General features: G+C 71.4%; 22 protein-coding genes. 7 read left to right on the top strand and 15 right to left on the bottom strand.

What is annotated here, in order from left to right; translation table 11 throughout:
• Positions 1-104: 104 nt before the first annotated feature.
• The 7 genes from J3A75_RS24940 to J3A75_RS24910 all read right to left on the bottom strand — a co-directional run bounded on the left by J3A75_RS24940 (position 105) and on the right by J3A75_RS24910 (position 8,509).
• Complete coding sequence (locus J3A75_RS24940) at positions 105-980, bottom strand: RNA polymerase factor sigma-32 (protein WP_012320644.1); 876 nt, start codon at positions 978-980, stop codon at positions 105-107.
• Between the two features lie 311 nt (positions 981-1,291).
• Positions 1,292-1,897, bottom strand: a complete 606-nt coding sequence (locus J3A75_RS24935; protein ID WP_012320643.1) for a CarD family transcriptional regulator — start codon at positions 1,895-1,897, stop codon at positions 1,292-1,294.
• Positions 1,898-2,396: 499 nt separating this feature from the next.
• Positions 2,397-2,735, bottom strand: coding sequence for a ferredoxin FdxA (fdxA, locus tag J3A75_RS24930; protein WP_012320642.1), 339 nt, complete (start codon positions 2,733-2,735; stop codon positions 2,397-2,399).
• A gap of 217 nt (positions 2,736-2,952) precedes the next feature.
• Entirely contained in the window at positions 2,953-3,261 is a 309-nt protein-coding gene (locus J3A75_RS24925) for an RNA-binding S4 domain-containing protein (protein ID WP_012320641.1), read from the bottom strand.
• A 10-nt stretch (positions 3,262-3,271) separates the two neighbouring features.
• Entirely contained in the window at positions 3,272-6,622 is a 3,351-nt protein-coding gene (locus J3A75_RS24920) for a helicase-related protein (protein WP_409518688.1), read from the bottom strand.
• Between the two features lie 580 nt (positions 6,623-7,202).
• A complete protein-coding gene (locus J3A75_RS24915) occupies positions 7,203-7,493 on the bottom strand; it encodes a DUF1330 domain-containing protein (RefSeq protein WP_012320638.1) in 291 nt (96 codons plus the stop codon).
• An 80-nt stretch (positions 7,494-7,573) separates the two neighbouring features.
• The gene (locus J3A75_RS24910) at positions 7,574-8,509 is read right to left on the bottom strand and encodes a DUF3108 domain-containing protein (RefSeq protein ID WP_012320637.1); all 936 of its coding nucleotides are present in this window, start codon (positions 8,507-8,509) and stop codon (positions 7,574-7,576) included.
• 378 nt (positions 8,510-8,887) lie between these two features.
• Here J3A75_RS24910 and rpmB point away from each other — a divergent pair, with 378 nt between their 5' ends.
• The gene (gene rpmB / locus J3A75_RS24905) at positions 8,888-9,190 is read left to right on the top strand and encodes a 50S ribosomal protein L28 (protein ID WP_012320636.1); all 303 of its coding nucleotides are present in this window, start codon (positions 8,888-8,890) and stop codon (positions 9,188-9,190) included.
• A 327-nt stretch (positions 9,191-9,517) separates the two neighbouring features.
• Here rpmB and cobT read toward each other — a convergent pair whose 3' ends face one another.
• The 4 genes from cobT to J3A75_RS24885 form a co-directional block, all read right to left on the bottom strand.
• The gene (cobT, locus tag J3A75_RS24900) at positions 9,518-11,422 is read right to left on the bottom strand and encodes a cobaltochelatase subunit CobT (RefSeq protein ID WP_024829168.1); all 1,905 of its coding nucleotides are present in this window, start codon (positions 11,420-11,422) and stop codon (positions 9,518-9,520) included.
• 5 nt (positions 11,423-11,427) lie between these two features.
• The gene (locus J3A75_RS24895) at positions 11,428-11,934 is read right to left on the bottom strand and encodes a DUF29 domain-containing protein (RefSeq protein WP_106427843.1); all 507 of its coding nucleotides are present in this window, start codon (positions 11,932-11,934) and stop codon (positions 11,428-11,430) included.
• A gap of 5 nt (positions 11,935-11,939) precedes the next feature.
• Positions 11,940-12,923 carry a cobaltochelatase subunit CobS gene (cobS, locus tag J3A75_RS24890; protein WP_071000004.1) on the bottom strand — a complete coding sequence of 328 codons (984 nt, stop codon included), beginning with the start codon at positions 12,921-12,923 and terminating at the stop codon, positions 11,940-11,942.
• Positions 12,924-13,131: 208 nt separating this feature from the next.
• Positions 13,132-13,758 carry a J domain-containing protein gene (locus tag J3A75_RS24885; RefSeq protein ID WP_012320632.1) on the bottom strand — a complete coding sequence of 209 codons (627 nt, stop codon included), beginning with the start codon at positions 13,756-13,758 and terminating at the stop codon, positions 13,132-13,134.
• A gap of 108 nt (positions 13,759-13,866) precedes the next feature.
• Between J3A75_RS24885 and J3A75_RS24880 the strand changes: the two genes are divergently transcribed.
• Positions 13,867-14,163, top strand: coding sequence for a BolA family protein (locus J3A75_RS24880; protein WP_024829170.1), 297 nt, complete (start codon positions 13,867-13,869; stop codon positions 14,161-14,163).
• A gap of 172 nt (positions 14,164-14,335) precedes the next feature.
• Positions 14,336-14,767, top strand: a complete 432-nt coding sequence (gene arfB, locus J3A75_RS24875; RefSeq protein ID WP_012320630.1) for an alternative ribosome rescue aminoacyl-tRNA hydrolase ArfB — start codon at positions 14,336-14,338, stop codon at positions 14,765-14,767.
• Between the two features lie 22 nt (positions 14,768-14,789).
• Here the strand turns inward: arfB and J3A75_RS24870 are convergent, their stop codons facing one another.
• Positions 14,790-15,584, bottom strand: coding sequence for a YoaK family protein (locus J3A75_RS24870; protein WP_012320629.1), 795 nt, complete (start codon positions 15,582-15,584; stop codon positions 14,790-14,792).
• A 69-nt stretch (positions 15,585-15,653) separates the two neighbouring features.
• Positions 15,654-16,601 (bottom strand): methyltransferase domain-containing protein, encoded by a 948-nt coding sequence (locus J3A75_RS24865; RefSeq protein ID WP_071000002.1) that lies wholly within the window; start codon positions 16,599-16,601, stop codon positions 15,654-15,656.
• A gap of 68 nt (positions 16,602-16,669) precedes the next feature.
• On the opposite strand from J3A75_RS24865, the gene J3A75_RS24860 reads away from it, so the two are divergent.
• The 4 genes from J3A75_RS24860 (at position 16,670) to J3A75_RS24845 (ending at position 20,836) form a co-directional block, all read left to right on the top strand.
• Complete coding sequence (locus tag J3A75_RS24860) at positions 16,670-17,725, top strand: ligase-associated DNA damage response exonuclease (protein WP_012320627.1); 1,056 nt, start codon at positions 16,670-16,672, stop codon at positions 17,723-17,725.
• The gene (locus J3A75_RS24855) at positions 17,722-19,440 is read left to right on the top strand and encodes a cisplatin damage response ATP-dependent DNA ligase (RefSeq protein ID WP_071000001.1); all 1,719 of its coding nucleotides are present in this window, start codon (positions 17,722-17,724) and stop codon (positions 19,438-19,440) included. The genes J3A75_RS24860 and J3A75_RS24855 overlap by 4 nt, the downstream gene beginning before the upstream one ends.
• Positions 19,437-19,910: a secondary thiamine-phosphate synthase enzyme YjbQ gene (locus tag J3A75_RS24850; protein WP_071000000.1), complete on the top strand. Its 474-nt coding sequence runs from the start codon at positions 19,437-19,439 to the stop codon at positions 19,908-19,910. Before J3A75_RS24855 ends, J3A75_RS24850 begins: the two co-directional genes overlap by 4 nt.
• A 134-nt stretch (positions 19,911-20,044) precedes the next feature.
• Entirely contained in the window at positions 20,045-20,836 is a 792-nt protein-coding gene (locus tag J3A75_RS24845; RefSeq protein WP_012320624.1) for a flagellar hook basal-body protein, read from the top strand.
• 10 nt (positions 20,837-20,846) lie between these two features.
• Here the strand turns inward: J3A75_RS24845 and J3A75_RS24840 are convergent, their stop codons facing one another.
• Positions 20,847-22,382, bottom strand: a complete 1,536-nt coding sequence (locus J3A75_RS24840) for an efflux transporter outer membrane subunit (RefSeq protein ID WP_029360236.1) — start codon at positions 22,380-22,382, stop codon at positions 20,847-20,849.
• A gap of 152 nt (positions 22,383-22,534) precedes the next feature.
• Entirely contained in the window at positions 22,535-25,684 is a 3,150-nt protein-coding gene (locus tag J3A75_RS24835; RefSeq protein WP_070999999.1) for an efflux RND transporter permease subunit, read from the bottom strand.
• Positions 25,685-25,695 lie beyond the last annotated feature (11 nt).

Raw genomic sequence — 25,695 nt, 5'->3', positions numbered from 1 at the left:
CGTCGCGGCCTCGCGTCCGGACGGCGGGGCGCCGAATGACTGATGTCTGACATGCGGGAGCCCGGCCCCAGGGCCGGGCTTCGGGGCAGCGACGCGGCCGAGGGTCAGCCGATATGCGGGCTGCCCGTGGCGGCGGGGAAGCGGTCGGCCAGGGCGCGGCGCAGCTTCTCCAGGGCCCGGTTCTCGATCTGGCGGACGCGCTCCTTGGAGATGCCGAGCCGCTGGCCGAGGGCCTCCAGGGTCGCCTGATCCTCGGCGAGGCGTCGCTCGCGCAGGATGCGCAGCTCGCGCTCCGACAGGACCGTCAGGGCCTGCTGGAGCCAGCTCAACCGACGCTCGCCGTCGACCGTGGCGCTCACGGTCTCGTCCGGCAGGTCGGCGCCGTCGACGAGGAAGTCCATCCGCTCGGAGGAGGCGTCGCTGTCCTCGCCCACGGGCGCGTTGAGCGACATGTCGGGCCCGGACAGGCGCGCGTCCATCAGGGCGACGTCGTCGCGGGAGACACCGATGGCGCTGGCGATGCGGCGGTGGATCTCGTCGCCGACATGCTCCTCGGTGGACTGCATCAGCCGGGCGCGCAGCCGGCGCAGGTTGAAGAACAGGGCTTTCTGCGCGGAGGACGTGCCGCCGCGCACGATCGACCAGTTGCGCAGGATGTAGTCCTGGATCGAGGCGCGGATCCACCACGTCGCGTAGGTCGAGAAGCGGACGTCCCGCTCGGGCTCGAACCGGGCCGCGGCCTCCATCAGGCCGACATGCCCTTCCTGGACGAGATCGGCCATGGGCAGGCCGTAGTGACGAAAACGCCCCGCCAGGGCGATGACGAGGCGCATATGGGCCGAGATCAGACGGTGGAGGGCCCGCTCGTCGCGCTCGTCCTTCCAGCGGACGGCGAGGCCGCGCTCTTCTTCCCGGGCCAGGAAGGGTGCCTCCATGGCAGTCCGTATGAACTGCCGTCGAATTCCCGCGATCTCAGCCATCCGCCTGCCTCTTGTTGTCGAGTGCTGTTGCGGCGTCGAGCCAATAGCCCGACGCGCAGGCGCCACCGGGGGGCGACGCCAGGCAACCGACAACGGAAGGCAAAACGCGAAAGTTCCGTCCCGATGCCCCACAATGCGACAGTCGGGCGGCCACGAAATCGTGTTCTGTCCCGATCAGATGGGATCCGGCCCCGCGCCGTCCAGGCCGCAAGTCCCGAAACGACCGCGTTCAGCGCTTCGGTCCGGCCCGCCAGGCACAAAAAACCCGGCCACCTGGGCCGGGTTCGATACCGTTCGCGGAGAAAGGCGCCTCAGGCGGCCTCCTCCTGGATGTCGTCGCCCTCGCTGTCCCCGTCGGCCTCGGCCTCGGGCTCCGCCTCGCTCTTGGCGCGGCGGGGCGACTTGGCGAGGCTCTGCTCGATCAGCTTCAGGGCCTCGGTCTCGGTGATGCGGTTCACCGACGAGATCTCGCGCACGATCCGGTCCAGCGCGGCCTCGTAGAGCTGACGCTCGGAGTAGGACTGCTCCGGCTGGGCCTCGGACCGGAACAGGTCGCGCACGACCTCGGTGACGGCGAGCAGGTCGCCCGAGTTGATCTTGGCCTCGTATTCCTGCGCGCGGCGCGACCACATGGTGCGCTTGATCCGGGCGCGGCCGGTCAGCAGGTCGAGGGCCTTCTTCACCAGTTCCGGCTCGGCGAGCTTGCGCATGCCGACGCTGTTGGCCTTCGCGGTGGGGACGCGCAGGACCATCTTGTCCTTCTCGAACGATACGACGAACAGCTCAAGCTTGTAGCCGGCGATCTCCTGCTCCTCGATCGCGGTGATGCGACCGACGCCGTGGGCCGGATACACGACAGCCTCGCCGGTCTTGAAGCCCTGCCGGCCTGCGGTCGTCGTCTTCTTGGCTGTGGTCATGCGAGAAGGGCCTCCACTGGCGCGCAGCGTTCGGCGCCGCGCGAAACCGTGTTCTTCCGGGCGGGACACCCGGTCTGCCTCGCCGCTCCCGGACCCGGCGCCGAGCGCACGAATCCGGACGTTCCCCGGCGCGGCCGTGCGAACGCCTGGCCCGTCCGCCGAAGTCTCCTTCAGCGGTCGGGCGCGTACTACTCCTAACCCACGAAATTCGAAGGCGTTTCGGCCGGAGGGAGCACGTCAGGCGCGAGCGACGGCAGGCAGATTGTCTACCACAATCCGGCGCGCAGATCAAAGCATCCCTGAAGACGCACGCGCGGACCGAGCGCGGCGCCAAAGAGTTTTACACTGGTGCGGCGGGACAGGAATGACCTGGCCGCGTATCAGGGCTTCGTATGACGCAGCCCCGCCGCGCGGTTCAGCGGCGAGACGGGCTCGGCAGATCTTCCTGCGATCTGGAGAGCGAGCCGCGGGCCGACGCCAGAACCTCCGAGGCCGGGCTTCAGTCGCCCGAGCCGGGGTTAGGCGAGAAATGCGCCTCGAGCTTCCCGGTCTTGCCGTCCCACTCCTTGGCGTCGGCCGGGGCTTCCTTCTTCTGCGTGATGTTCGGCCAGCTCTTGGCGTAGTCGGCGTTCAGCTTCAGCCACGTGTCGAGGTTCGACTCCGTGTCGGGCTTGATCGCCTCGGCCGGGCATTCCGGCTCGCAGACGCCGCAGTCGATGCACTCGTCCGGGTGGATGACGAGCATGTTCTCGCCTTCGTAGAAGCAGTCCACCGGACAGACCTCGACGCAGTCCGTGTACTTGCACTTGATGCAATTGTCGGTGACGACGTAGGTCATCGGATGTCTTCGTCCTAAAACTCGACTTGGCCCGGGCGGAGCCTGGAGACGGCCCGCGCGCCCGGAGGGTGCTGCGAGGGGAACGCCGGTGAGACACGGCACGGAGCCGGGCCTCGGAGGCCCACGGCTCTAGACGCTGCCTCCCGGACTGACAAGCGTGCGGGCGCCGCATGGGTTCGTGCCGGGTCGCTCGCGCGGCCGCTGTGGCCCGGCCTCATCACTCGGATGGCCCCTCCGGGCCGGCCTCGACCGACAGGGCACCGCCCGACAGGTCGTCGTAGAGCAGCCGCGCCTCCGGCGCCGGGCCGCGGCGCAGGCCGAGACCGAGCACCCGCACCGCCAGCGTCGCGTGCGGCGCGGCCACCGTCACCACGTCGCCGACGCCGATGGCCTTCGCGGGGTTCTCGGCCCGGCTGCCGTTCACCCGCACGAAGCCGTCGGAAGCCAGCCGCGCCGCGAGCGACCGGGTCCGCGCGAACCGCGCGAACCACAGCCACTTGTCGAGGCGCTGCCGGTCCTCGCGCATCCGCCGCGGGTCAGCGCTTCCCGCCGTCGCCGGCCTCGAGCTGCGCCTTCAGGGCCGCGAGCTTGGCGAACGGCGAATCCGGATCGGGCGCCCGCTCGCGCCGCGGCGGCCGCTGGTCGGGCCGCGGGCCGGAATGGCGCTGCTCCGCGCTGCGCTGGTCGTCGCGGCGCTCCGGCCGCCCACCCTCGAACCGGTCGCGGCGCGGGCCGCGATCCCGGCCGGGACGCGGGCCGTCGCCCTCGGCCCGGCGCTGCTCGGGCCGGCCGCCCTCGGGCCGACCCTGTCCCGGGTGCTGGCCCTGCTGGCTGCCGTCACGGCCCCGGCCGCCCCCGCGAGGGCGGTTCTGCGGGCGCTGGTGAGCCGGGCGCTGGTGGCGCTGCAGGCGCCAGACCTCGATCTGCGGGATCTCGGCGGCACCCTCGCCCTCGGCACCCGAGGCGTCCGCCGTGTCGGCCGCGGCGGGCTGCGGCTCGGCGGCGGTCTCGGGCGCGGTCTCCTCGGCGGATGCGGCCGGGGGCTCGGCGATGGACTCGGCGACCCCGTCGGCCGGCTGCTCCGCCCCGGCGTGGGGCGCGTCGGTCGCGGAAGCCTCGGTCGCGGAGGCCTCGGTCGCGGGCGACGCGGCAGCCTCCTCGACGGGCGCGCCGGCCGCGTCGTCCGGAACCGCGCCCACGGCGGGCGCCGCCTCGGCTTCGGCGGCCGGGGCTTCCTCGGCCGCGGGGGCGTTGTCGGCGGTCTCGCCCTCGGCGTCCGGAACCTCGTCGCCGACCGGCTCGGCGGCGTCCGCCTGCGCGGCGACGGCCTCCTCGGAGGATGCCTCGGCGGCGACGGCCGGTGCCGCCGGCGCGGTGGCGGCGGCGGGGACGAGCGGCACCGTGATGGCCGGGCCGGGGCGCGCTTCGGCCGTGTAGCCGAGCGACTTCAGGATCGAGGCGAAATCCTCGCCCGAGCAGCCGACCAGCGAGGTCATGCCGACGGTGGCCACGAAGCCGTCGCCGTCGGCCGTGCCGTCCGGCGGTGCGCCCGGGGTGGTGCCGGGCCGGTAGGCGATCGCCGGGCGGATCAGGTCGGCGAGCCGCTCCAGGATATCGACGCGCACCGCCCGCTCGCCGCTGACCCGGAAGCCGGCGGCGCGGTAGAGCCCCTTGGCGATCTCGCGATCGACCTTGATCGAGGTGCGGCCGGAGCCGGCGAGATGCGCGATCTCGTCGAGTCCGCGCTGGTCGAGGCCGCCGTTGCGCAGGGCCCAGAGCTGGGCCGCGAGCGTGCGGGGCGCCGGCTTCAGCAGGGCCGGCAGGAAGATGTGGTAGGCGCCGAAGCGGACGCCGTGGCGGCGCAGGGCCCCGCGGCCGTCCTGGTCGAGGCTGCGCATCTCGTGCGCCACCTTCGAGCGCTCCAGGACGCCGAGCGCCTCGACCACCTGGTAGCCGATCCCCTTGGCGAGGCCGGTGAGGTCGGCCGCGGTCTCGATCTCCATGAGCGGGCCGAGCAGCCGCACGATGTAGGCCTTCAGCCACGCGTCGAGGCGGCCCTCGACCTTCTCGCGATGCGCGCCGGTCAGGCTGTCGTCCGCCAGCAGACGGATCTGCGGGGCGAACAGCTTCTCGCCGGGCGTGAGCTTGGCGACGGGCGCGCCGGTCCAGCGGATCGTGCCGTCGTGCGAGAGCACGAGGGTCGAATCGGCGGCCGCGGCGAATCGCTCGGCCCGCGCCTCGATCTCGCCCGCGAGCGCCTTCTCGGCGGCGCTCCTCAGTGTCTTTGCCTCGTGCCCCTCGGCGCTGGCATCGGGAACGAACAGGAATCCGTGAAGGTGGCCGACATGCTGACCCTCGACGGTGACGTCACCGTCGGCGGTGATCTGGGCTTCGAGCATCGTGTTCTCTCTCAGGCGCCGCATCAGGACGCTTGTGCGCCGGTCGACGAAGCGGCTCGCGAGGCGTTCGTGCAGGGCGTCGGACAGCCTGTCCTCTACCCGACGCGTCTCGCCCTGCCAATGTTCTGGGTCGCGCAGCCAGTCGGGACGGTTCGCCACGAAGGTCCAGGTGCGCCCCTGCGCGATCCGGCGGGACAGCGTGTCGATGTCGCCGTCGGTCCGGTCGATCATCGCGACCTGCTCGGCGAACCACGTGTCGGGGATGCGGCCCGCCATGCCCTTCATGAGGAACCGGTAGAGCTGGGCCACGAGGTCGGCGTGCACCTGCGGGTGGACCTTGCGGTAATCCGGGACGCCGCAGACGTCCCACAGGCGGCGCACCGCGGGGGCGCTGCGCGCCATGTCGCGGATGTCGTCCTCCTTCATGAGGATCTCGAGGGCCTGCTGATCCTCGCCCATCGGGGCGCGGGTCAGGCCCGATTCGCGCGGGTGCTCGTCGAGGCTCGCCTGCAGGCCGTCCAGGCTGCCGAAGGTGAGATCCGGGTTGCGCCACTGCAGGATGCGCAGGGGATCGAAGTCGTGGCTCTCCAGCCGCTCCACCAGCTCGGCCTCGAACGGCGGGCAGCGGCCGGTGGAGCCGAAGGTGCCGTCCGAGAGGTGGCGCCCCGCGCGCCCCGCGATCTGGCCCATCTCGGCGGGCGTGAGCTTGCGGAAGCGGGTGCCGTCGTACTTCCAGTTGGCCGCGAACGCGACGTGATCGACGTCGAGATTGAGGCCCATCCCGACCGCGTCGGTGGCCACGAGGTAGTCGACGTCGCCCGCCTGGTACATCTCGACCTGGGCGTTGCGGGTCCGCGGCGACAGGGCACCGAGCACCACCGCGGCGCCCCCGCGCTGGCGGCGGATCAGCTCGGCGATCGCGTAGACCTCCTCGGCCGAGAACGCCACGATGGCGGTGCGCCGGGGCAGCCGCGACAGCCGCTTCTCCCCCGCGAAGGTGAGCTGCGAGAGCCGCGGCCTGGTCGTGGTGTGGACGTTGGGGATCAGGTCCTGGACCAGCGGCAGCATGGTCGAGGAGCCGATCAGCAGGGTCTCCTCCCGGCCGCGGACGTAGAGCAGGCGGTCGGTGAAGACGTGGCCGCGATCCATGTCGGCGGCGAGCTGGATCTCGTCGATGGCCACGAACGCCACGTCGAGGTCCCGCGGCATCGCCTCGATGGTGCAGATCCAGTAGCGCGGCCGGTCCGGCTTGATCTTCTCCTCGCCGGTGACGAGGGCGACCTTCTCGGGGCCCACCTTCGCGACGACGCGCAGGTAGACCTCCCGGGCGAGCAGCCGCAGGGGCAGCCCGATCATGCCGGTCGGGTGCGCGAGCATCCGCTCGATGGCGAGATGCGTCTTGCCGGTGTTGGTCGGCCCGAGGACCGCGGTGACGCCGCGGGCGCGGGCCTCGCGGGACAGCGAGCGACTGGACGTGGGGCGGAGCAGCGCGTCGATGGTCGGCGGTTCCTTCGAGCGGGAAGGCCGTCGCGGCGCCGTCGCGGCGCGGGCGGGGAGGCGGGTCCGACCGGCCGGCCGCGTCGGGGACGTTAGGGCCGGTACGGTCCTCCCCCATATGGGATGCCGCCGCCGCCAGGTCCAATCTGCGGCGTGATCATCGGGTAGATATCGATCTGCGTCGTCGGGGTGCCCGGCTGCGGCGCGAGGTCGGCGCAGAGCGTGTCGGGAGTCGCGACGAGGGGACCGCGGCGGGGCGGCCTGTTCTCGACCACTTCGGCCGACGAGAAGGCGTCACCGCCGCAGCCCGGATCGGCGGATCCGGCGCTCAGGGGCTGTGCGGCGGCCGGGCCTGCGAGCGCGGCCAGGGCGAGGGCGATTCGGAGGGCAGGCGAGCACATCCGGGCATTATCGCCGGGAACGTGAAGATTCCCTCCACCCGCGCGGCTGCGGGCCTCGCCGCGTGCGTCCCCACCGGCACGGCGAGCCGGGAGAGCGGTGAGGTCCGGCTCCGCGCCTCCCAGGGGCGTTTCGCGGACCGCGCGGAATCCGGGAGCAACCCAGACGTCGATCAGTCGACACCCTCGACGAGCACCACCTCGCCGATTCCCGCCGGCCGGCGCTTGGCCACCGCGGCCTGGTACTCGGGCGAGAAGTAGTAGCTGCGCGCCGCCTCGTAGGACTCGAATTCCAGCACGACGTTGCGCGGACGGCCCTCGCCCTCCAGGGCCTCGCACCGGCCGCCGCGCACCAGCGGCTTGCAGCCGTAGCGGCGCATCGCCTCGGAGGCCATGGCGGCGTAGTCCTTGTAGGTGTCCGGATCGGTGACCGTCATCCGGACGATGATGTAGCCCTTGGGCACTGCTGACCTCCCCGCGCGGCTGCCGCGCCGCGCCGAGGTGCCGGGAAACCGGCCGCCGGTCAAACGCCTGGGCGGCGGCGCTACTGCCCGGCCAAGCTCGCCTGCGCGACGCTGTTGCCGGCCACGCCGGTGCCGGCCGTGCCGGTGGTCGTCGGCGTGCCGCTCTGGCTCCAGCGCGTGGCCTCGATGATGTTGGTGCCGATCGTGGTGAGCACCGAGATGCGCAGCGGGATCAGGACGCGCGTCCCCTCGACGGGGGCGAGCCAGACCGACATCTCGCGGTTCTCCTCCATGAACTTCACCCCCGGCCGGTCCGGGCGGTGGCCGGCGACCGCCTGGTAGCGGGCGTTGCAGACGAGTACCGGGCCGGCATAGCCGGGCTTCTGCACCGGGCGGGTCTCGGCGTAGCTCAGCACGACGTTGAAGCGGGTGGCGCCGTCGAAGACCGGCAGGGTCCGGTTGCAATTCTCCGGGTCGAGGGGCTCGCCGCGCCCCTGGGTCGGCATCAGCAGGGCGCTCACCGGGTCGATGATGCCGCGCTTGTTGGCCGGTGTGACCGGAACGCGGTCCTGCATGTCGATCAACGGCGGCGTGATCTCGGCCTGGACGACGTTGCCGTGCGCCAGGGCCATGCGCACCGCGATGCCGGAACTCGCCGTCTGAGTGGCGATGGCGAAGGCGCCGGGCTGCGGCGCGGCCGAGAAGCTGCCCGAGGCCCGGGCGGAGCCCTTCCCGCCGGTAATCGCCCCGACGAGGCCGGTGAGCACCGCCGACACGTCCATCATGTAGCGGTCGCGGTCGAAGGAGCCGGCGAGGCGCGCCGTGCCGATCGGGAGGCCGGCGAGGTTGATGCCGTAATCGACCGCCACGGTCGCGGCGGCGGGCGCGGCCCGCTTGGCCCGCGACACCCGCGCCCCGGCATCGGTCGGGGCCGCGAGGGCCGCGACCGCGAGGAGGCTGCCCGCGAGCCGCCCGACAGCGTGCTTCGTCGACGGCTCGGTCAACGGCTTGATCATCCGACGGACTGGCGTGGCGCTCATGATCCGGATCGCATCCCAGGGCGGGCGGGCCAAGACACTCGCTCGAACGCGCCCTCTCGAACACACCCGCTCGCCAGCGTCCTCTGCGACGCACGGAGCGGGGAGAGGCGCCTTCCTGCAGGTGGAAGAAGGCTATATCCCGGCATCGTGGTTAACAGACCGTTGGGCGTCGGGCGCGGCTCCGGCACCCGTCGGCACCTTGACGCACCGCGCCTTCGTCGCCTATAGGCTCGCGCCTTCAACAGGACTCCGCCGGACCTGGAACACGCAACGGGCGCCGCCCGCTGCGACGAAGATCGCGCCGGCCGCGATCGGGTCTCTACCGGGCGGAACGAGACGGGATCGTTTTTTATCATGGCGCGCCGCTGCGAACTCACCGGCAAGGCCGTTCAGGTCGGCCACCTCGTGAGCCACTCGAACCGCAAGACCAAGTGCCGGTTCCTGCCGAACCTGTGCAACGTCACCCTTCAGTCCGACGCGCTGGGCAAGCGTGTCCGCCTGCGGGTCACCGCGCACGCCCTGCGCTCGGTGGAGCACCGCGGCGGCCTCGACGCCTTCCTGATCAAGGCCGGCGAGGGCGACCTGTCGCAGACCGCGCGCCTCCTGAAGCGCGAGATCCACAAGAAGCTCGCCGAGACCCCGGCCGCCGCGGCCTGAGTCGTCGGGCTTCACCGTTCCTGACCGGATGGTTTCAACCGCCGTGACCCTCGGGGCCGCGGCGGTTTCCGCTTGCGCGACAGGCAGACTGATCCGGACAGTCCCATGCATACCGTCTCCGGTCGATGCCTCCGACGCCGCCGTCATCGCGGGCGGAGCGAAGCAGACCAATGGCGCTGCGCCCACCGGGGTCGGGGCGCCCTGGATCACTGCGCTTCGCTCGCGGTGACGGTCGGGACGCGTCAGTCGCGGCGCTCGGGCGCCTCGGGATGAGGCCCCGGATCGGACGGCCCGAGAGCCAGAGCAGCGGCTAGGTCGGACCGGCGATCAGCGCCGCCCGCCCGCCGCGCGCAGCATGCGGCCGGTCGGCGCCGCGCCGTCCTCCTCGAACAGCTCGGCCAGCTTCTCGGTCATCGCCCCGCCGAGCTCCTCGGCGTCGATGATCGTCACGGCGCGGCGGTAGTAGCGGGTCACGTCGTGGCCGATGCCGATGGCGAGGAGCTCCACGGGCGAGCGCGTCTCGATCTCCTCGATCATCCAGCGCAGGTGCCGCTCGAGGTAGTTGCCGGCATTCACCGACAGGGTCGAGTCGTCCACCGGCGCGCCGTCGGAGATCACCATCAGGATCTTGCGCTGCTCCGGCCGCCCGAGCAGGCGCTTGTGCGCCCAGTCGAGCGCCTCGCCGTCGATGTTCTCCTTGAGCAGCCCCTCGCGCATCATCAGCCCGAGGTTCTTGCGCGCGCGCCGCCAGGGCGCGTCGGCCGACTTGTAGACGATGTGGCGCAGGTCGTTCAGGCGCCCGGGATTCGGCGGCTTGCCGGCGGCGAGCCACGCCTCGCGGCTCTGGCCGCCCTTCCAGGCCCGGGTGGTGAAGCCCAGGATCTCCACCTTCACGCCGCAGCGCTCCAGCGTCCGCGCCAGGATGTCGGCACAGGTCGCCGCCACGGTGATCGGCCGGCCGCGCATGGAGCCCGAATTGTCGAGGAGCAGCGTCACCACCGTGTCGCGGAAATTCGTGTCCTTCTCCTGCTTGAAGGAGAGCGGCTGGTAGGGGTCGATGACCACGCGGACCAGCCGCGCCGGGTCGAGCTGACCCTCCTCCAGGTCGAAATCCCAGGCGCGGTTCTGCTGGGCGAGCAATCGCCGCTGCAGCCGGTTCGCGAGCCGGCCGACCACGCCCTGCAGATGCGAGAGCTGCTTGTCGAGGTAGGAGCGCAGGCGCGACAGCTCGTCGGCGTCGCACAGCTCCTCGGCGTGGATGACCTCGTCGAACCGCGGATTGAACACCCGGTACTCGGGCCCGCGCGCCTCGTTGCCCTGCCGCTGCGGCGGGCGCGAGGCCTCCGACGCCTCCTCCGACTCCGCGTCCTCGGCCTCCTCGGGCAACTCACCGGACGGCGCGTCGGCGGATTCCTGCGCACCCTCCTCGATCTCGTCGGAGGCCTCCTCGGAGGTCTCGATCTCGGCGCGCTCGCCCTGGCTCTTCTCCTCCGAATCGCCCTCGCTGGGGTTCTGCTCGTCGTCCTGGGCGTCGTTCTCGTCGTCGTTCTCGTCGTCCTCGGCGTCGAACGGCGTCTCGTCCGACATGTCGAGGGAGGTGAGGAGCTCGCGCACCGAGCGGGCGAACTTGCGCTGGTCCTCGATCGAGCCGAGTAACCCGTCGAGGTTCGGGCCGGCCTTGGCCTCGATGTGCTCCCGCCACAGATCGACGATCTTGGTGGCGGCCTCGGGCGGCTTCTGGCCGGTCAGGCGCTCGCGCACCATCAGGGCGACGGCGTCCTCCATCGGGGCGTCGGCCCGGTCGGTGATGGTCTCGTACTTGCCGCCCCGGTGATAGCGGTCCTCCAGCATCGCCGAGATGTTGCTGGCGACGCCCGCCATCCGGCGCGAGCCGATCGCCTCCACGCGCGCCTGCTCCACCGCGTCGTAGACCGCCCGGGCGGCGCTGTTCTCGGGGGCGAGGCGGCGGTGGACGGCGACGTCGTGGCAGCCGAGCCGCAGCGCCATGGCGTCGGCGTTGCCGCGCAGCACCGCGACGTCCTGCGCCGAGAGCTTGCGCGGGGGCTCGGGCAGGCGGGCCTTGTCGCCGGTCAGCGCCGGCCGGTCGGTGGCGTAGGTGACCTCGACCTCGGAGCGCCGGGCGATGGCGCGCAGGCACCCGGCCACCGAGCGCTTCAGGGGCTCGGCCACGGGTTCGCGGCGCTCGCCGGGTTTGCGGTTGGAGATGGACATCAGCGCTACCGGTCGTCCTCGAACGCGAAGGGGCGGTTCAGGATCTCATCCCAGCTGTAGGGACAGTCCGCGGGCAGGGTTTTGGGCGAGCGCTTCATCTGCCGGGCTGCCCCGAGGCGACCGAGCCGGAAGCTGTCGTGCCGAATCTCATTGAGGCTCGACTTCAGGCCCGGGCTCTTCCGCAGTTGGATCGTGGCGCGCTCCCGATGCTCGGCGATGCTGAGTGCCCAACTGCGGCTTCGCCGTTCCGGCTGATGGTCCCACTTCAGCATGTGAAGGATAATGATTTCGACCGCACTCTGGAGCCGGTAATACTCGCTCAGGCCCACGTCGCTCAGCTCCTCGGCGATGTTGTCGAGGTCGAGCGCGTCCACCCGGCCGGCGCGGAGCAGGGCCACCTGCTCCTGAACCCAGGTGTAGAGATCGTCCGCGTGGCGCGTCCGTCCCCGGGCATGCGCAGTCGCCGGGGCGTCCTCGCGCGCGGGGGCCGGATGCGCCATCGCGTCCTCCATGCGGGTCAGCTCAGCGCGACGTTCACCGCGCTCTCGGGCAGCTCCTTGCCGAAGGCGCGCTGGTAGAACTCGGCCACCAGCGTCCGCTCCAGCTCGTCGCACTTGTTGAGGAAGGTCACCCGGAACGCGAAGCCGATATCCTTGAAGATGTCGGCGTTCTCGGCCCAGGTGATCACCGTGCGCGGGCTCATGACGGTCGAGAGGTCGCCGTTCATGAAGGCGTTGCGGGTCAGGTCCGCCACGCGCACCATCCGGTTGACGATGTCGCGGCCCTGGTCGCCCCGGTAATGGGTCGCCTTCGAGAGCACGATGTCGACCTCGCGGTCGTGCGGCAGGTAGTTGAGCGTGGTGACGATCGACCAGCGGTCCATCTGGCCCTGGTTGATCTGCTGGGTGCCGTGATAGAGGCCCGACGTGTCGCCCAGGCCCACCGTGTTGGCGGTGGCGAACAGCCGGAAGGCCGGGTGCGGGCGGATCACGCGCTTCTGGTCGAGCAGCGTCAGCCGGCCCGAGAGCTCCAGCACGCGCTGGATCACGAACATCACGTCCGGGCGGCCGGCATCGTACTCGTCGAACACGAGGGCGACGTTGTTCTGCAGCGCCCAGGGCAGGATGCCGTCCTGGAAGGCGGTGACCTGCTTGCCGTCCTGCAGGACGATGGCGTCCTTGCCGACGAGGTCGATGCGCGAGACGTGGCTGTCGAGGTTGATCCGGATGCACGGCCAGTTCAGCCGGGCGGCCACCTGCTCGATGTGGGTCGACTTGCCGGTGCCGTGATAGCCGGTGACCATCACGCGACGGTTGCGGGCGAAGCCGGCCAGGATCGCCAGCGTCGTCTCCCGGTCGAAGATGTAGTCCGGGTCGGCATCCGGCACGTGCTCCTCGGGCTCGGCGAAGGCCGGGACCTTGAGGTCGAGGTCGATGCCGAAGACATCGCGGACGGAGACGGTGCGATCGGGCAGCGCGGCGGGCGTAGCGTCAGAGAGCATTCGGAACCTCGTGAGGCGCGGGCGCTCCACTCCCAAACAGTGAAGCATCCGCGCGGAAGAACGTCGAGCCGGGCCTCCGCGGCGGGGCGGAGCCATCCTTAGACGGCGGCGCGCTCGCGCGCCACCGACCGGCATGGATCCCATATAGGGTCGCCCCGCGCGGTTTGCCCTATCCTGGCTGCGAACCGGCGTGCATCGTTCGTGCCGCTCAGCAGAGACCCGCCGCGCGGAGCACGTCGTGGGCGCGGATGATGTCGCGCAGGCGCTCCTCGAACGACCGGTCGCCGCCGTTGGCGTCGGGGTGGAAGCGCTTCACCAGCACCTTGTACTGCGCCTTGATGGCGGCCGAGTCCGCCCCCTCCTCGAGGCCCATCACGTCGAGGGCGCGGCGCACCGTCGCCGAGTGTTTGGGCTTGCGCGGCTCCTCGGGCTGGCGGGCGCGCCGGCGCGCGTCGCCGACGCCCTCGCCGCGCAGGATGCCGAGCGGATCGACGTAGGCCCAGTCGCGGGCCGGCTCATTCTCCGGCTTGGCCTGACCGGTCCGGTTCACGCCCATCGCCCAGGTCGGACGATGCCCGATGATCGCGTCCTTCTGGTAGGCCTGCACGGCGGCGTCGTTCATGCCGTCGAAGTAATTGTAGGTGGCGTTGTAGGCGCGGACATGGTCGATGCAGAAGCGCCAGTACTGGCCCTCGGCCTTCCGCCCCTTCGGTGCCCTGTAGAGGCCCGGATGGGTGCAGCCCGGACTCTCGCAGACGGCCTCGGCCGCGGCCTTCGGCTCGTCGCAGGACGGTTTGATCCGGATGCTGTCGAACAGGCGCGAGTTGAGATCCATGACGGGCCGATTATGAGGGGGCGGACCTGAGACACAAGGGCACCGGGCCTGATGACGCATGCGCGGGATCGGGCTTGACGGCGCCCACGGACACGACGCGAGGGCACGATGGCGGACGGTGCGGGCGCGGGCGGCACCCTGCGGGACTGGATGGAGGCGCGGCTGCGGGAGCAGCTCGCGCCGGCGCGGCTCGACGTGATCGACGAGTCGCATCTGCATGCCGGCCACGCCGGAGCGCGGCCGGGGGGCGAGACCCATTACCGGCTCGACATCGTCGCGTCGGCGTTCGAGGGCAAGAGCCGCGTCGAGCGGCACCGCTTGGTGAACGCGCTGCTCGACGACGCGTTCAAGCGGGGCCTGCACGCCCTGGCGCTGCGCGCCCGCACGCCGGCCGAGGCGGCCTGAGCCGACGCGCGGCGACCGGCGGCGCGGCCCGGGTCGCTCCGTCCGGGAGGTTGCCGGAGATCGCTCCGACGGGGCGCGGTGAGCGGGGCGGGAACCACAGGACAGATATGGTGATGGAGCCGCCGATCCGCATCCGCCCGCGCGCCGTCATCGCGCTGCCGGGGAGGCCGCCATGCCCCTGCGGGTGACGCCGCGCATCGCCATCGACGAGGACGAGATCGAGCTGTCCTTCATGCGCGCCTCGGGCGCCGGCGGACAGAACGTCAACAAGGTCGAGACCGCCGTCCAGCTCCGCTGGGCGGCGCTGGCGTCCCCCGCCATCGACGAGCGGGTGAAGGCCAATCTCGCGCGGCTCGCCGGGCGGCGGATGACCAAGGACGGCGTCCTCGTCCTCGCGGGGCAGCGGCACCGGACACAGGAGCGCAACCGGGCCGACGTGCTGCAGCGGCTGGTCGATCTCGTGGCGGAGGCGGCCAAGCCGCCGCCGCCGATCCGCCGGCCCACGAAGCCGACCCGGGGCTCGCAGGAGCGGCGCATCGGCGCGAAGAAGAGCCGCGCCGCGATCAAGCAGGGCCGGGGCAGCATCCGGGATTCCGACGGCTGACCCCACCTGCCCCGGTCGGGTCTCAGTGGATCGCGTCGATGACCTCGGCCTTCGGGCTGGCATCGGGTGCCGGGGACGATCCGGCGACCAGGGTGCTGCCCGGCTTGGCGACGGTGAGGGCGATCGCGATCAGGGCCAGGATGGCGGCCAGAGCCGCCGGGAACAGGAAGGCCGATTCGCCGTAGCGCATGTCGAGCAGGCCACCCACGACCGCGCCGGTGCTCAGTCCGGCCCAGAGCGGCGCCTGGATCCAGAAGGAGGGCGCCACCGTGCCGAGCAGCAGGTTGGCGCAGCCCGTGCCGAAACGCACCACGGCGCCCGTGACGTAGGTGAGCGCCAGGGAGCGGCCGCCCTCGTCCTGCAGCGTCGCGTTCTGGAGGCCCAGCGCCAGGACGATCGGGTAGGCGTGCAGCGGGTAGGCGAAGGTACCCCAGGGCATCAGCAGGCCGCCGGCGAGCAGCAGGGCCTGGAGCGTGAGCAGCACGGCGAGGCGCCAGCGCCCGACCCAGGCGGCGATCAGCGTCCCCAGGAAGGCGCCGAAGCAGAACATGCAGATGGTGCTGGCGACGCGGCTGACATTCTCCCAGTCGCCGTTGGCCACCGCCACGCCGAAGCGGGTGGTGTTGCCCGACATGAACGACATGAAGAGCTGCGAGAATTCCAGGAAGCCGATGGAGTCGGCGCAGCCCGCGAGCGCCGCCAGGGCGATCGCGAAGGGAATTCGGGTTCGCGGGTCGGCGGGAAACGACTTGTCGGCTGGAGGCTCAGGTTTCCGCTCCGGTGCTGCACCGCCTGTCCGACTTCCGTATTCCGCCATGCTGATCCCCCGATCGAGCCGCCGCGCCCAGTCGCGGTCGACTGACAATGGACGAATAGCGGAGCGGTTTCATGCCGATGTGCGCCGCAACACAACGACGCGCCCCGGTACCGGCCGTCCTCCCTCCCGCCGGACTTCCGCGGGCCTCGCCGCCAGCCGTTCCAAGCCGGACACGGCGGCCATCGCCGCCAGATGGGCATCCGCGTGGGCGTAGCGGCCGTCCTCGCCCAGGACGGAGCCGGGGCCGTCGTGGGATTGCACCGTGAAGGCACCGAGGCCGCCGGGCCGCAGGACCCGCCCCACGCCCGCCAGGAACGACGCCAGGTCCGCGACGTAGATCAGGACGTCCGCGGCGAGGCAGAGGTCGGCCGAGGCCTCCGGCAGGTCGGCCAGGGCGGCGGCGACGTCGCCCTCGACGAGGCGCTCGTAGAGCGGCCGACCCCGCGCCGTCTTGGTCCGCGCCAGCGCCAGCATCCCGGGGGAGAGGTCGATCCCGGTGAGATAATCGACTCGGTCGCGCACGACCTCGCCCATCAGCCCCGTGCCGCAGCCGAGATCGAGGGCGACCGCGAAGCGCTCCGGAACGCGCGGCAGGGCGTCGCGGACGAGCTGCGGGCCGACATAGCCGAGGCCCTCCACGAGGTGGCGCTCGAAGCGCGGCGCGTAGTCGTCGAACAGGGCGCGGACATAGGCCGGCGACAGGACCGGGAGGGTGTCGCCGCCGCCCAGGCGGACGAGATGCGCGCGCACGCCCAGCCGGTCCTCGGGATCGATGTCGAGGGCGCGGGCGTAGGCCTGCGCCGCCGCGTCGCGCAGGGCCGGATCGGTGCCGGAGGCGGCCAGACCCGCGCGCGCCCGGCCCAGCAGGAGCCAGGCCGGCGCGTAGCGCGGGGCGCGCTCCAGGGCCTGCTCGGCGAGGTCGGCGGCGCCCGCGTGGTCGCCGTCGGCGAGGCAGGCCTCGGCGTAGCGGTAGCGGCGATCGGCGAGGAGGTCGCCGGAACTGAGCTGCGAGGCCATGCGTCTGCCGATTCGGGGGCGCCTATATACCGGGGCCACCGGCGGACTCCACCGGCAGCACGGACCCGATGCCGATACGCGCCAGCGATCTCCTCACCCTGACCCGCGAGGGTCTCTACTGCCCCCTCGGGCGCTTCCACGTCGATCCGACCTGGCCGGTGGAGCGCGCGCTCATCACCCACGGGCACGCCGACCACGCCCGCGCGGGCCACGGCCACGTGCTGGCGACGCCCGAGACCCTGCGAATCATGGCGGTGCGCTACGGCGCGGATTTCTGCCGCCAGCGGCAGGAGGCGCCGCTCGGGGCGGCGCTCCGCGTCGGCGACGTCACCGTGCGCTTCGCCCCGGCCGGCCACGTGCTCGGCTCGGCGCAGATCGCCATCGAGCGGGACGGCGTCCGCGTCGTGGTCTCGGGCGACTACAAGCGCGCGCCGGACCCGACCTGCCTGCCGTTCGAGGTCGTGCCCTGCGACGTGTTCATCACCGAGGCGACCTTCGGCCTGCCGGTCTTCACCCACCCCGACACGCGGGGCGAGGTCCGCAAGCTCCTCGAATCGGTCAGACTGTTCCCGGAGCGCGCCCACATCGTGGGGGCCTACGCGCTCGGCAAGGCGCAGCGGGTGATGGCGCTCCTGCGCGAGGAGGGCTGGGACCGCCCGATCCACCTGCACGGCGCCATGGAGAAGCTCACCACGCTGTACAAGGAGGAGGGCGTGCCGCTGGGCGACACGCCCAAGGTCGTGGCCGCCGAGCGCAAGGACCTGCACGGGGCGATCGTTCTCTGCCCGCCCTCGTCGATCCAGGACCTGTGGTCCCGCAAATTCCCCGACCCGGTGACCTGCTTCGCCTCGGGCTGGATGCGGGTGCGCGCCCGCGCCCGCCAGAAGGGCGTCGAGCTGCCGCTGGTGATCTCCGACCATTCCGACTGGCCTGACCTGTGCCGCACCATCCGCGACACCGGCGCCGGGGAGGTCTGGGTGACGCACGGGCAGGAGGACGCGCTGGTCCACTGGTGCGGGACGCAGGGCATCCGGGCGAAGCCGCTCCACCTGCTCGGCTACGGCGATGACGGCGAGGTCGAGGGGACCTCGGAGGCGAGCTCTGAGGCGGAGGCGGCCGCGTGAACGAGTTCGCCCATCTCCTCGACCGCCTCGCCTACGAGCCGCGCCGCAACGCGAAGCTGCGCATGCTCCAGGACTACTTCGCGCGCACGCCCGACCCCGAGCGCGGCTACGCGCTGGGCGCCATGACCGGCACGCTGAGCTTCCGCGAGGCCAAGCCGGCCCTGATCCGCGGGCTGGTGGAGGAACGGATCGACCCGGTGCTGTTCCGGCTCTCGCACAACTACGTGGGCGACCTCGCGGAGACGACGGCGCTGATCTGGCCGGGACCGACGGAGGCGCCGCGGGAGCCGGGCCCCGGCCACAACAATCCGCCGCCCCACGTCCCGACCCTGGCCGAGGTCGTGGAGACCCTCGCGACCATCCCCAAGCGCGAGCTGCCCCGCCATCTCGCGGACTGGCTCGACGCCCTCGACGAGACCGGGCGCTGGGCGCTCCTGAAGCTCGTCACCGGCAACCTGCGGGTCGGCGTGTCGGCGCGACTCGCCAAGACGGCGGTCGGCGCGCTGGGCGGCCACGACGCCGACGCCGTCGAGGAGGTCTGGCACGGCCTGACCCCGCCCTTCGAGACTCTGTTCGCCTGGGTCGAGGGCCGGGCCGAGCGGCCCGAGACCCTGAACCCCGCGCCGTTCCGGCCGCCGATGCTGTCGCACCCGATCGAGGAGGAGGCCGACCTCGAGAAGCTGGAGGCCGAGGCCTTCTCGGCCGAGTGGAAGTGGGACGGCATCCGCGTCCAGCTCGTCGGCGGTCTCGATCGGGCCGGCCAGCAGGTTGGGAAGGTCTATTCCCGCACCGGCGAGGACATCACCGGGGCGTTCCCGGACCTCGCCGAGGCCATCACCTTCGCGGGCGCCCTCGACGGCGAGCTGCTGATTCTCCGCGAGCGGCGGGTGCAGAGCTTCAACGTGCTGCAGCAGCGCCTGAACCGGAAGGCCGTGACGGGCAAGCTCCTTGAGGAGTTCCCGGCCCACGTGCGGGCCTACGACCTCCTCACCCTGGAGGGCGACGATCTGCGCGGGGAGCCGTTCGCAACACGGCGGCAGAAGCTGGAGGCGCTGGTCACGCGCCTCGACCACGCGCGGATCGACATCTCGCCGCTCGTGCCCTTCGCGGATTGGGAGGCCCTGGCGGCCGCCCGGGCGGATCCGGCCTCGGTGGGCGCCGGCGCGGATGCCGACGCCATCGAGGGCGTGATGCTCAAGCGCCTCAACAGCCCCTACCTGCCGGGACGCCCCAAGGGGCCGTGGTGGAAGTGGAAGCGCGAGCCGCACATCGTCGACGCCGTGATGATGTATGCCCAGCGCGGGCACGGGAAGCGCTCGTCCTTCTACTCGGACTACACGTTCGGGGTCTGGCGGGAGGCGCCCGAGGGCGGCGACGAGCTGGTGCCGGTGGGCAAGGCCTATCACGGCTTCACCGACGCCGAGCTCGCCAAGCTCGACCGCTACGTCCGCAACAACACCACCAAGCGCTTCGGCCCGGTGCGCGAGGTCGCCCACGGCCGCGAGGCCGGGCTCGTCCTCGAGATCGCCTTCGAGGGCGTGCAGCGCTCGACCCGGCACAAGTCGGGCGTGGCCATGCGCTTCCCCCGGGTCAGCCGCATCCGCTGGGACAAGCCGCCCGCGGAGGCCGACCGGATCGACGTGCTCGAACGGATCCTCACCCGGGGCGAGCGCGAGATCGCGCCGGGCGCGACGCTGATGGAGAAGACCGCATGAGGCAGGGACACGGCAGGATCGGGCCGGTCGAGGCGCTGGCCTCCGGCCCGGTGGCGCGCCACGCCAGCGGCCGCCTCACCGTCGCGACCCCGGGGCCGGGCTTCACGGATTTCACCGCGGCGGTGGCCGAGTTCGTGCGCGGCAGCGGCGTCCGGGACGGGCTCGTCACGGTGTTCTGCCGGCACACCTCGGCCTCGCTGACCATCCAGGAGAATGCCGACCCCGACGTCCAGACCGACCTGATGACCGCGCTGGACGGGTTCGCGCCGCGGCAGGCCGGCTACGTCCACGGCGCCGAGGGGCCGGACGACATGCCGGCCCATATCCGCACCCTGGTCACCGATTCGGCCCTGACCATCCCGCTGGTCGGCGGGGCGCTGGCGCTCGGCACGTGGCAGGGGATCTACCTGATCGAGCACCGCGACCGGCCGCACCGACGGGAGATCGTGCTGAGCGTCCTCGGGGCGTGACCGCTCCGCCGGCGTCGCGCGAGCGGCGCGCCGACCCAGCAACACGCGGTCACACACCGTCGGTTAACCATATCGGGCTCTTATCGGCCTCCGTCGGATCGGGGACCGTGCCGCTCCGGCGAACGGAGACCCCGATGGGCCTTTTCACTGCGCTCTCGAACTCGATTTCCGGCGCCTCGGCGCAGTCGCTGGCCCTGAACAACATCTCGGGGAACATCGCCAACACCCAGACGGTGGGCTTCAAGTCCACCGAGACGCGGTTCGCCGACATGCTGGCCGAGACCGGCGACAGCACGCAGCTGGCCGGGGGCGTGCTGCCGAGCACGCGCAACAGCCTCAACATCCAGGGCACGATGCAGTCGACCGGCGTGTCGACCAACCTCGCGATCTCGGGCAACGGCTACTTCATCGTCAAGAAGAACACCGGGACGCCGGACAGCCCGGCCTTCGGCGGCGATACCGGCTACACCCGGCGCGGCGACTTCGCGCCGGACGCCAGCGGCTACCTCTCCAACGGCGCGGGCTACTACCTGTTCGCCGGCCCCTCGGCGACGACCCCCGTGCAGGTCCCGACCGGCGCCAGCACCCTGGCGAGCCTCGCGGTCTCGCCCGCCGGCACCCTCACGGGCACGGCCGCGGACGGCAGCACCCTGGCCCTCGGCACGCTGCAGCTGGCGCAGTTCGGCATGCAGGACAACCTCGCCTCCCTCGACGGCGGCACCTACGTGGCCACCGGCCAGTCCGGGACGCCGAGCTACGGCCTCAACGGCGCGACCGTCACGGCCGGCTCGGTGGAGCAGTCGAATGCCGGGATCTCGGATCAGTTCTCGAAGATGATCGAGACCCAGCAGGCCTACACGGCCAACACCAAGGTCATGAGCACCACCGACCAGATGCTGCAGGACGCCATCGCGATGTACACCTGACGCGACCCCGTCAGAGGAACTTCAGCGGGTCCTTCTCGGGCGGGGGCGGCGCCACGTCGGCGCGGTTCCACCAGCCGCCGCCCAGGGCCACGAACAGGGCGGCGGTGTCGGCGTACTGGGTGGCCCGCGCCGCCGCCGAGGTCACCAGCGCCGAGAGATAGCCCTGCTGGGCGATCAGCACCTGCGAGGAGGTGATCGCCCCGGCGGTGTACTGCTTGCGGATCAGCGCGAGGCTCTGGTTCGTGGCGCTCACCGCGGCGTCGGCAGCGGCCACGGCCTTCGCGTCGGCCTGGAGCGCCCGCAGCGCGTCCGCGACGTTCTGGAAGGCGGTGATCACCGTCGCCTTGTACTGCGCCTGCGCCTCCGTCAGCGATTCCTCGGCGGCGCGCTGGCGCCGGAACAGGGTGCCGGCATCGAAGATCGGCGCCGTCGCCTGCCCGATGATCGTGAAGAACGCCGCGCCCGGACTGGTCACCTGCGCGATCCGCGTGGCGCTGGAGCCGCCCGTGGCGGTCAGGCTGAACTGCGGCAGGCGGTTCGCCACCGCGACGCCGACATTGGCGCTCGCCTGCTGCACCAGGGCCTCCGCCGCCTTCACGTCGGGCCGCTGCTGCACGAGCCGCGAGGGCAGGCTCACCGGAAGCCGGGTCGGCAGGCGCAGGGCGGCGAGGTCGAAGGTCTCGGAGACCTCGTCGGAGGGCAGGCGTCCTGCCAGCGCGGTCAGCAGGTTGCGCTGCTGGGCGAGCGCCTTCTCCAGCGGCGGCAGCAGCTGCTGCGACAGCGCCAGCGCCGCCTGCTGCTGCACCACGTCGGCCCCGGCGATCTGACCCAGCGACAGCTGCTTGTTGTAGAGCTGCAGCACCTCGGTCTGCGCCTGGATCACCTTGCGGGTCGCGTCGATCTGCGCGCGCAGGGACGCTTCCTGGATCGCGGCGGCGACGACGTTGGCGGTCAGGCTCAGGTAGGCCGCTTCCAGCTGGAACCGCTGGTTCTCGGTGGTGGCCTCCAGGGACTCGATCTGCCGGCGGTTCCCGCCGAACACGTCGGGATTGTACGAGACCACCGCCTGCGGCGTGGACAGGCTGTAGAGATACTGGTTCTGGTTGTTGAGGGGCGATTGCAGGTCGAGGCCGGGCGCCTGCGCCCCCTGGATCTGCGGCGTCGCGGTCAGGCTCGGGTAGAGCGTGCCCTTCTGGGCGAGCACGTTCTGCTGCGCCACCCGCAGGGAGGCCTGCGCCGCCTCCAGCGTCGGGTTGTTGGCGAGCGCCTGCTCGACGAGGCGGTTCAGCGCCTTCGAGTGGAACAGGGTCCACCACGAGCCAGGAATATCGGCGCCGGAGACGAAGCTCTGGTCGGCCGAGCCGCCCTGCCGGGTCCGGATCTTGTCGGCCGCGGAGGGATTCTGCAGCGGTTCCTTGGTGTAGCGGCCGACCGGCGGAGCCTCGGGCGCCACGTAGTTCGGGCCGACCGCGCAGGCCGACAGGCCGAGGGAGGCCGCCAGCCACGCGGTCGCCCGTCCGCACCGTCTCGGCGCAAAGCTCACCATCCCGCCCCCGAAAAGCTCACCTCGGTAGAGCGGCGCGACCCGCTGCCAAGTCAATCCGACCGTTCCCAGATGGCGCGCGCGGCGAGGCCTTTGTGGCGCCCCTGCAACGGGCGGGGCCACGACGGCCTCGCCGCGCGCGCTCCTGAGCCGGCTCACGCGGCGGCCCGGTGCGCGGGCCGCGCCTTGGCGTCCGGGTTCGGGCGACGCCGGGAGAACAGGGAGATCAGCACCGGGACGATCACGAGGATCAGGTTCGGCGCCAGGATGATGCCGCCCACCACCACGAGCGCCAGCGGCTTCTGCACCTGCGAGCCGATGCCGGTGGAGACCGCGGCCGGCAGCAGGCCGACGCAGGCCGCCACGCAGGTCATCATCACCGGGCGCATGCGCACCACGGCGGCGTGCCAGACCGCCTCCTGCGGCTTCCAGCCCTCGTCGAGCAGCTGGTTGTAGTAGGCGAGCAGGATCACGCCCTCCATGGTCGAGATCCCGAACAGCGCGATGAAGCCGATCGCCGCCGAGATCGAGAACGGCGTGCCGGTCAGCGCCAGGGCGAAGATGCCGCCGATCATCGCCATCGGGATGACCGACAGGGTCAGCAGCATGTCGGCCACCGACGAGAAGTTGATGTAGAGCAGCAGCGCGATCAGCAGCAGCGTGATCGGCACCACGAGGCTGAGGCGAGCGGCCGCCTCCTTCAGGTTGGTGAACTGCCCGACCCATTCCAGCCGGTAGCCCGGCGGCAGGTCGACCGCATCGGCGACCTTGCGCTGGGCCTCCAGCACGGCGCTGCCGAGGTCGCGGCCGCGCACTGAGAACTTCACCGGGATATAGCGCTGCTGGTCCTCGCGGTAGATGAACGAGGCGCCGGAGACGAGGTCGACGTCGGCGATCTCGGAGAGCGGCACCTGGATCACGCCGCCGTTGGGGTTCTGGGCGCCGACCGCGATGTTGCGGATGCCCGCGAGCGAGGAGCGGTACTCCTTGGCGAGCCGCACCCGCATCGGGAAGTGGCGGTCGGAGCCGTACTCGTAGAGGTCGCCCGCGGTCTGGCCGCCGATCGCCGCCTGGATCGTGGTGTTCACGTCGCCGATCGACAGGCCGTAGCGCGCGGCCTTGTGGCGGTCGACGTCGATCCGCACCGTCGGCTGGCCGAGGGATTCGAACACCGACAGGTCGGTGACGCCCGGGACGGTGGCGAGCGCGGCCTTGACGGCGTTGGCGGTCTTGGTGAGCTGGGCGAGGTCGTTGCCGTAGATCTTGACCGAGTTCTCGCCCTTCACGCCCGAGGCCGCTTCCTGGACGTTGTCCTCGATATACTGCGAGAAGTTGAACTCGATGCCGGGGAATTCCGCCTCCAGCTTCTTGCTGAGGTCCTGGATCAGCGTCTCCTTGTCGAGGCCCTTGCGCCACTGGTCGATCGGCTTGAGCGGCGCCAGGATCTCGACGTTGAAGAAGCCGGTGGCGTCGGTGCCGTCGTTCGGGCGGCCCTGGTGCGACAGGACGGTGGTGACCTCCGGAACCTCCTGGAAGATCTTGCGCATGCGCTGGACGTAGGCGTTGCCGGCCTCCAGCGAGATCGAGGACGGCATCGTCCCGCGCACGTAGAGGTTGCCCTCCTCGAGACGCGGCAGGAACTCGAGGCCGAGATTGCGGGCCGTGAGGCCCGAAACCAGGAGCACCGCCAGCATCACGGCGATCGCCAGGACGCGGTTGCGCAGGCCGAAGCGCAGAGCCGCCTCGTGGCCGACGCGCAGCACCCGCACGATCAGGGTGTCGCGCTCCTCGAGCTTCTTCGGCAGCATCAGGGCCGAGAGCGCGGGCGAGACCGTGAAGGTCGCGAGCAGGCCGCCCAGCAGCGCGTACGCGTAGGTCTTGGCCATCGGCCCGAAGATGTGGCCCTCGACACCGGTCATCGTGAACAGCGGCAGGAAGCCGACGATGATGATGGTCGCCGAGAAGAAGATCGCCCGGTTCACCTCGCGGCCGGCGACCGCGATGGTGCCGAGCCGGCCCGTCAGGCCGCTGGGCGGAGCCTCGCCCTTCACGTGGTCGGGCTCGGCGATGTGGCGGAAGACGTTCTCCACCATGATCACGGTCGCGTCGACGATCAGGCCGAAATCGATCGCGCCGAGCGACAGGAGGTTGGCCGAGTCGCCGCGCACAACCAGGATCAGGATCGCGAAGCCGAGCGCGAACGGGATCGTGGCCGCCACGATGATCGCGCTGGTGAGCGAGCCGAGGAACAGCCACTGCACCACGAAGACCAGCACCACGCCGAAGACGAGGTTGTGCATCACCGTGTGGGTGGTGGTGTGGATCAGGCCCGAGCGGTCGTAGATCCGCTCGATCTTCACGTCGGGCGGCAGGATCGTGGAGCTGTTGATCTTGTCGATCTCGGCCTCGACCCGCTCCAGCGTCGGCAGGCTCTTGCCGCCGCGGGTCATGAGCACGATGCCCTCGACGATGTCGGGCTGGTTGTCGTGGCCGACGATGCCGAGGCGCGGGGCGTTCGACACGCGCACCTCCGCCACGTCCCGCACCAGCACCGGGGTGCCGTTGACGAGGCTGATCATCGTGTCCCGGATGTCGTCCATGTCGCGGATCAGGCCGATGCCGCGCACCACCGCCGATTGCTGCCCGACGTTCAGCGTCTGGCCGCCGACGTTGATCGAGGCGTTGTTCAGCGCGTTGGTCAGTTGCACCAGGGTCAGGCCCTGGGCCTGGAGGCGGTTCAGGTCGACCGCGACCTCGTACTCCTTGGCCTTGCCGCCGAAGGCCGTGACGTCGACGACGCCGGGGATCGCCTTGAACCGGCGCTGCAGCACCCAGTCCTGCAGGGTCTTCATGTCCATGGGCGAGTAGCCGGCCGGGCCGACGAGCTTGTAGCGCATGATCTCGCCCACCGGGCTCGTCGGCGAGATCTGCGGCGTGGCGCCGTTGGGCAGCGTCGGGGCCTGCGACAGGCGGTTGAGGACCCGCTGCAGCGCCTGCTCGTACGTGTACTCGTAGTTGAACTGGACCTTCACGTCCGAGAGGCCGAACAGCGAGATTGTCCGGACCACCTGGGCGTTCGGGATGCCGGCGAGCGCCACCTCCAGGGGAATGGTGATGTAGCGCTCGATCTCGTCGGCCGACTGGCCCGGGTTCTGGGTGATCACGTCGACGAGCGGCGGGACCGGATCCGGGTAGGCCTCGATGTTGAGCTGCGTGTAGGCGCCGTAGCCGACGCCGAGCATCACGACGAACAGCAGCACCACCAGCACGCGCTGGCGCAGCGAGAAGGCGATCAGGGCGTTCATCGGACCGGATC

This window comes from Methylobacterium sp. PvP105 (genome assembly GCF_017876975.1).
Classification (GTDB): domain Bacteria; phylum Pseudomonadota; class Alphaproteobacteria; order Rhizobiales; family Beijerinckiaceae; genus Methylobacterium; species Methylobacterium radiotolerans.
Note: the sequence above shows the minus strand (reverse complement) of the source record. Positions and strands in the feature narration are given on the sequence as shown.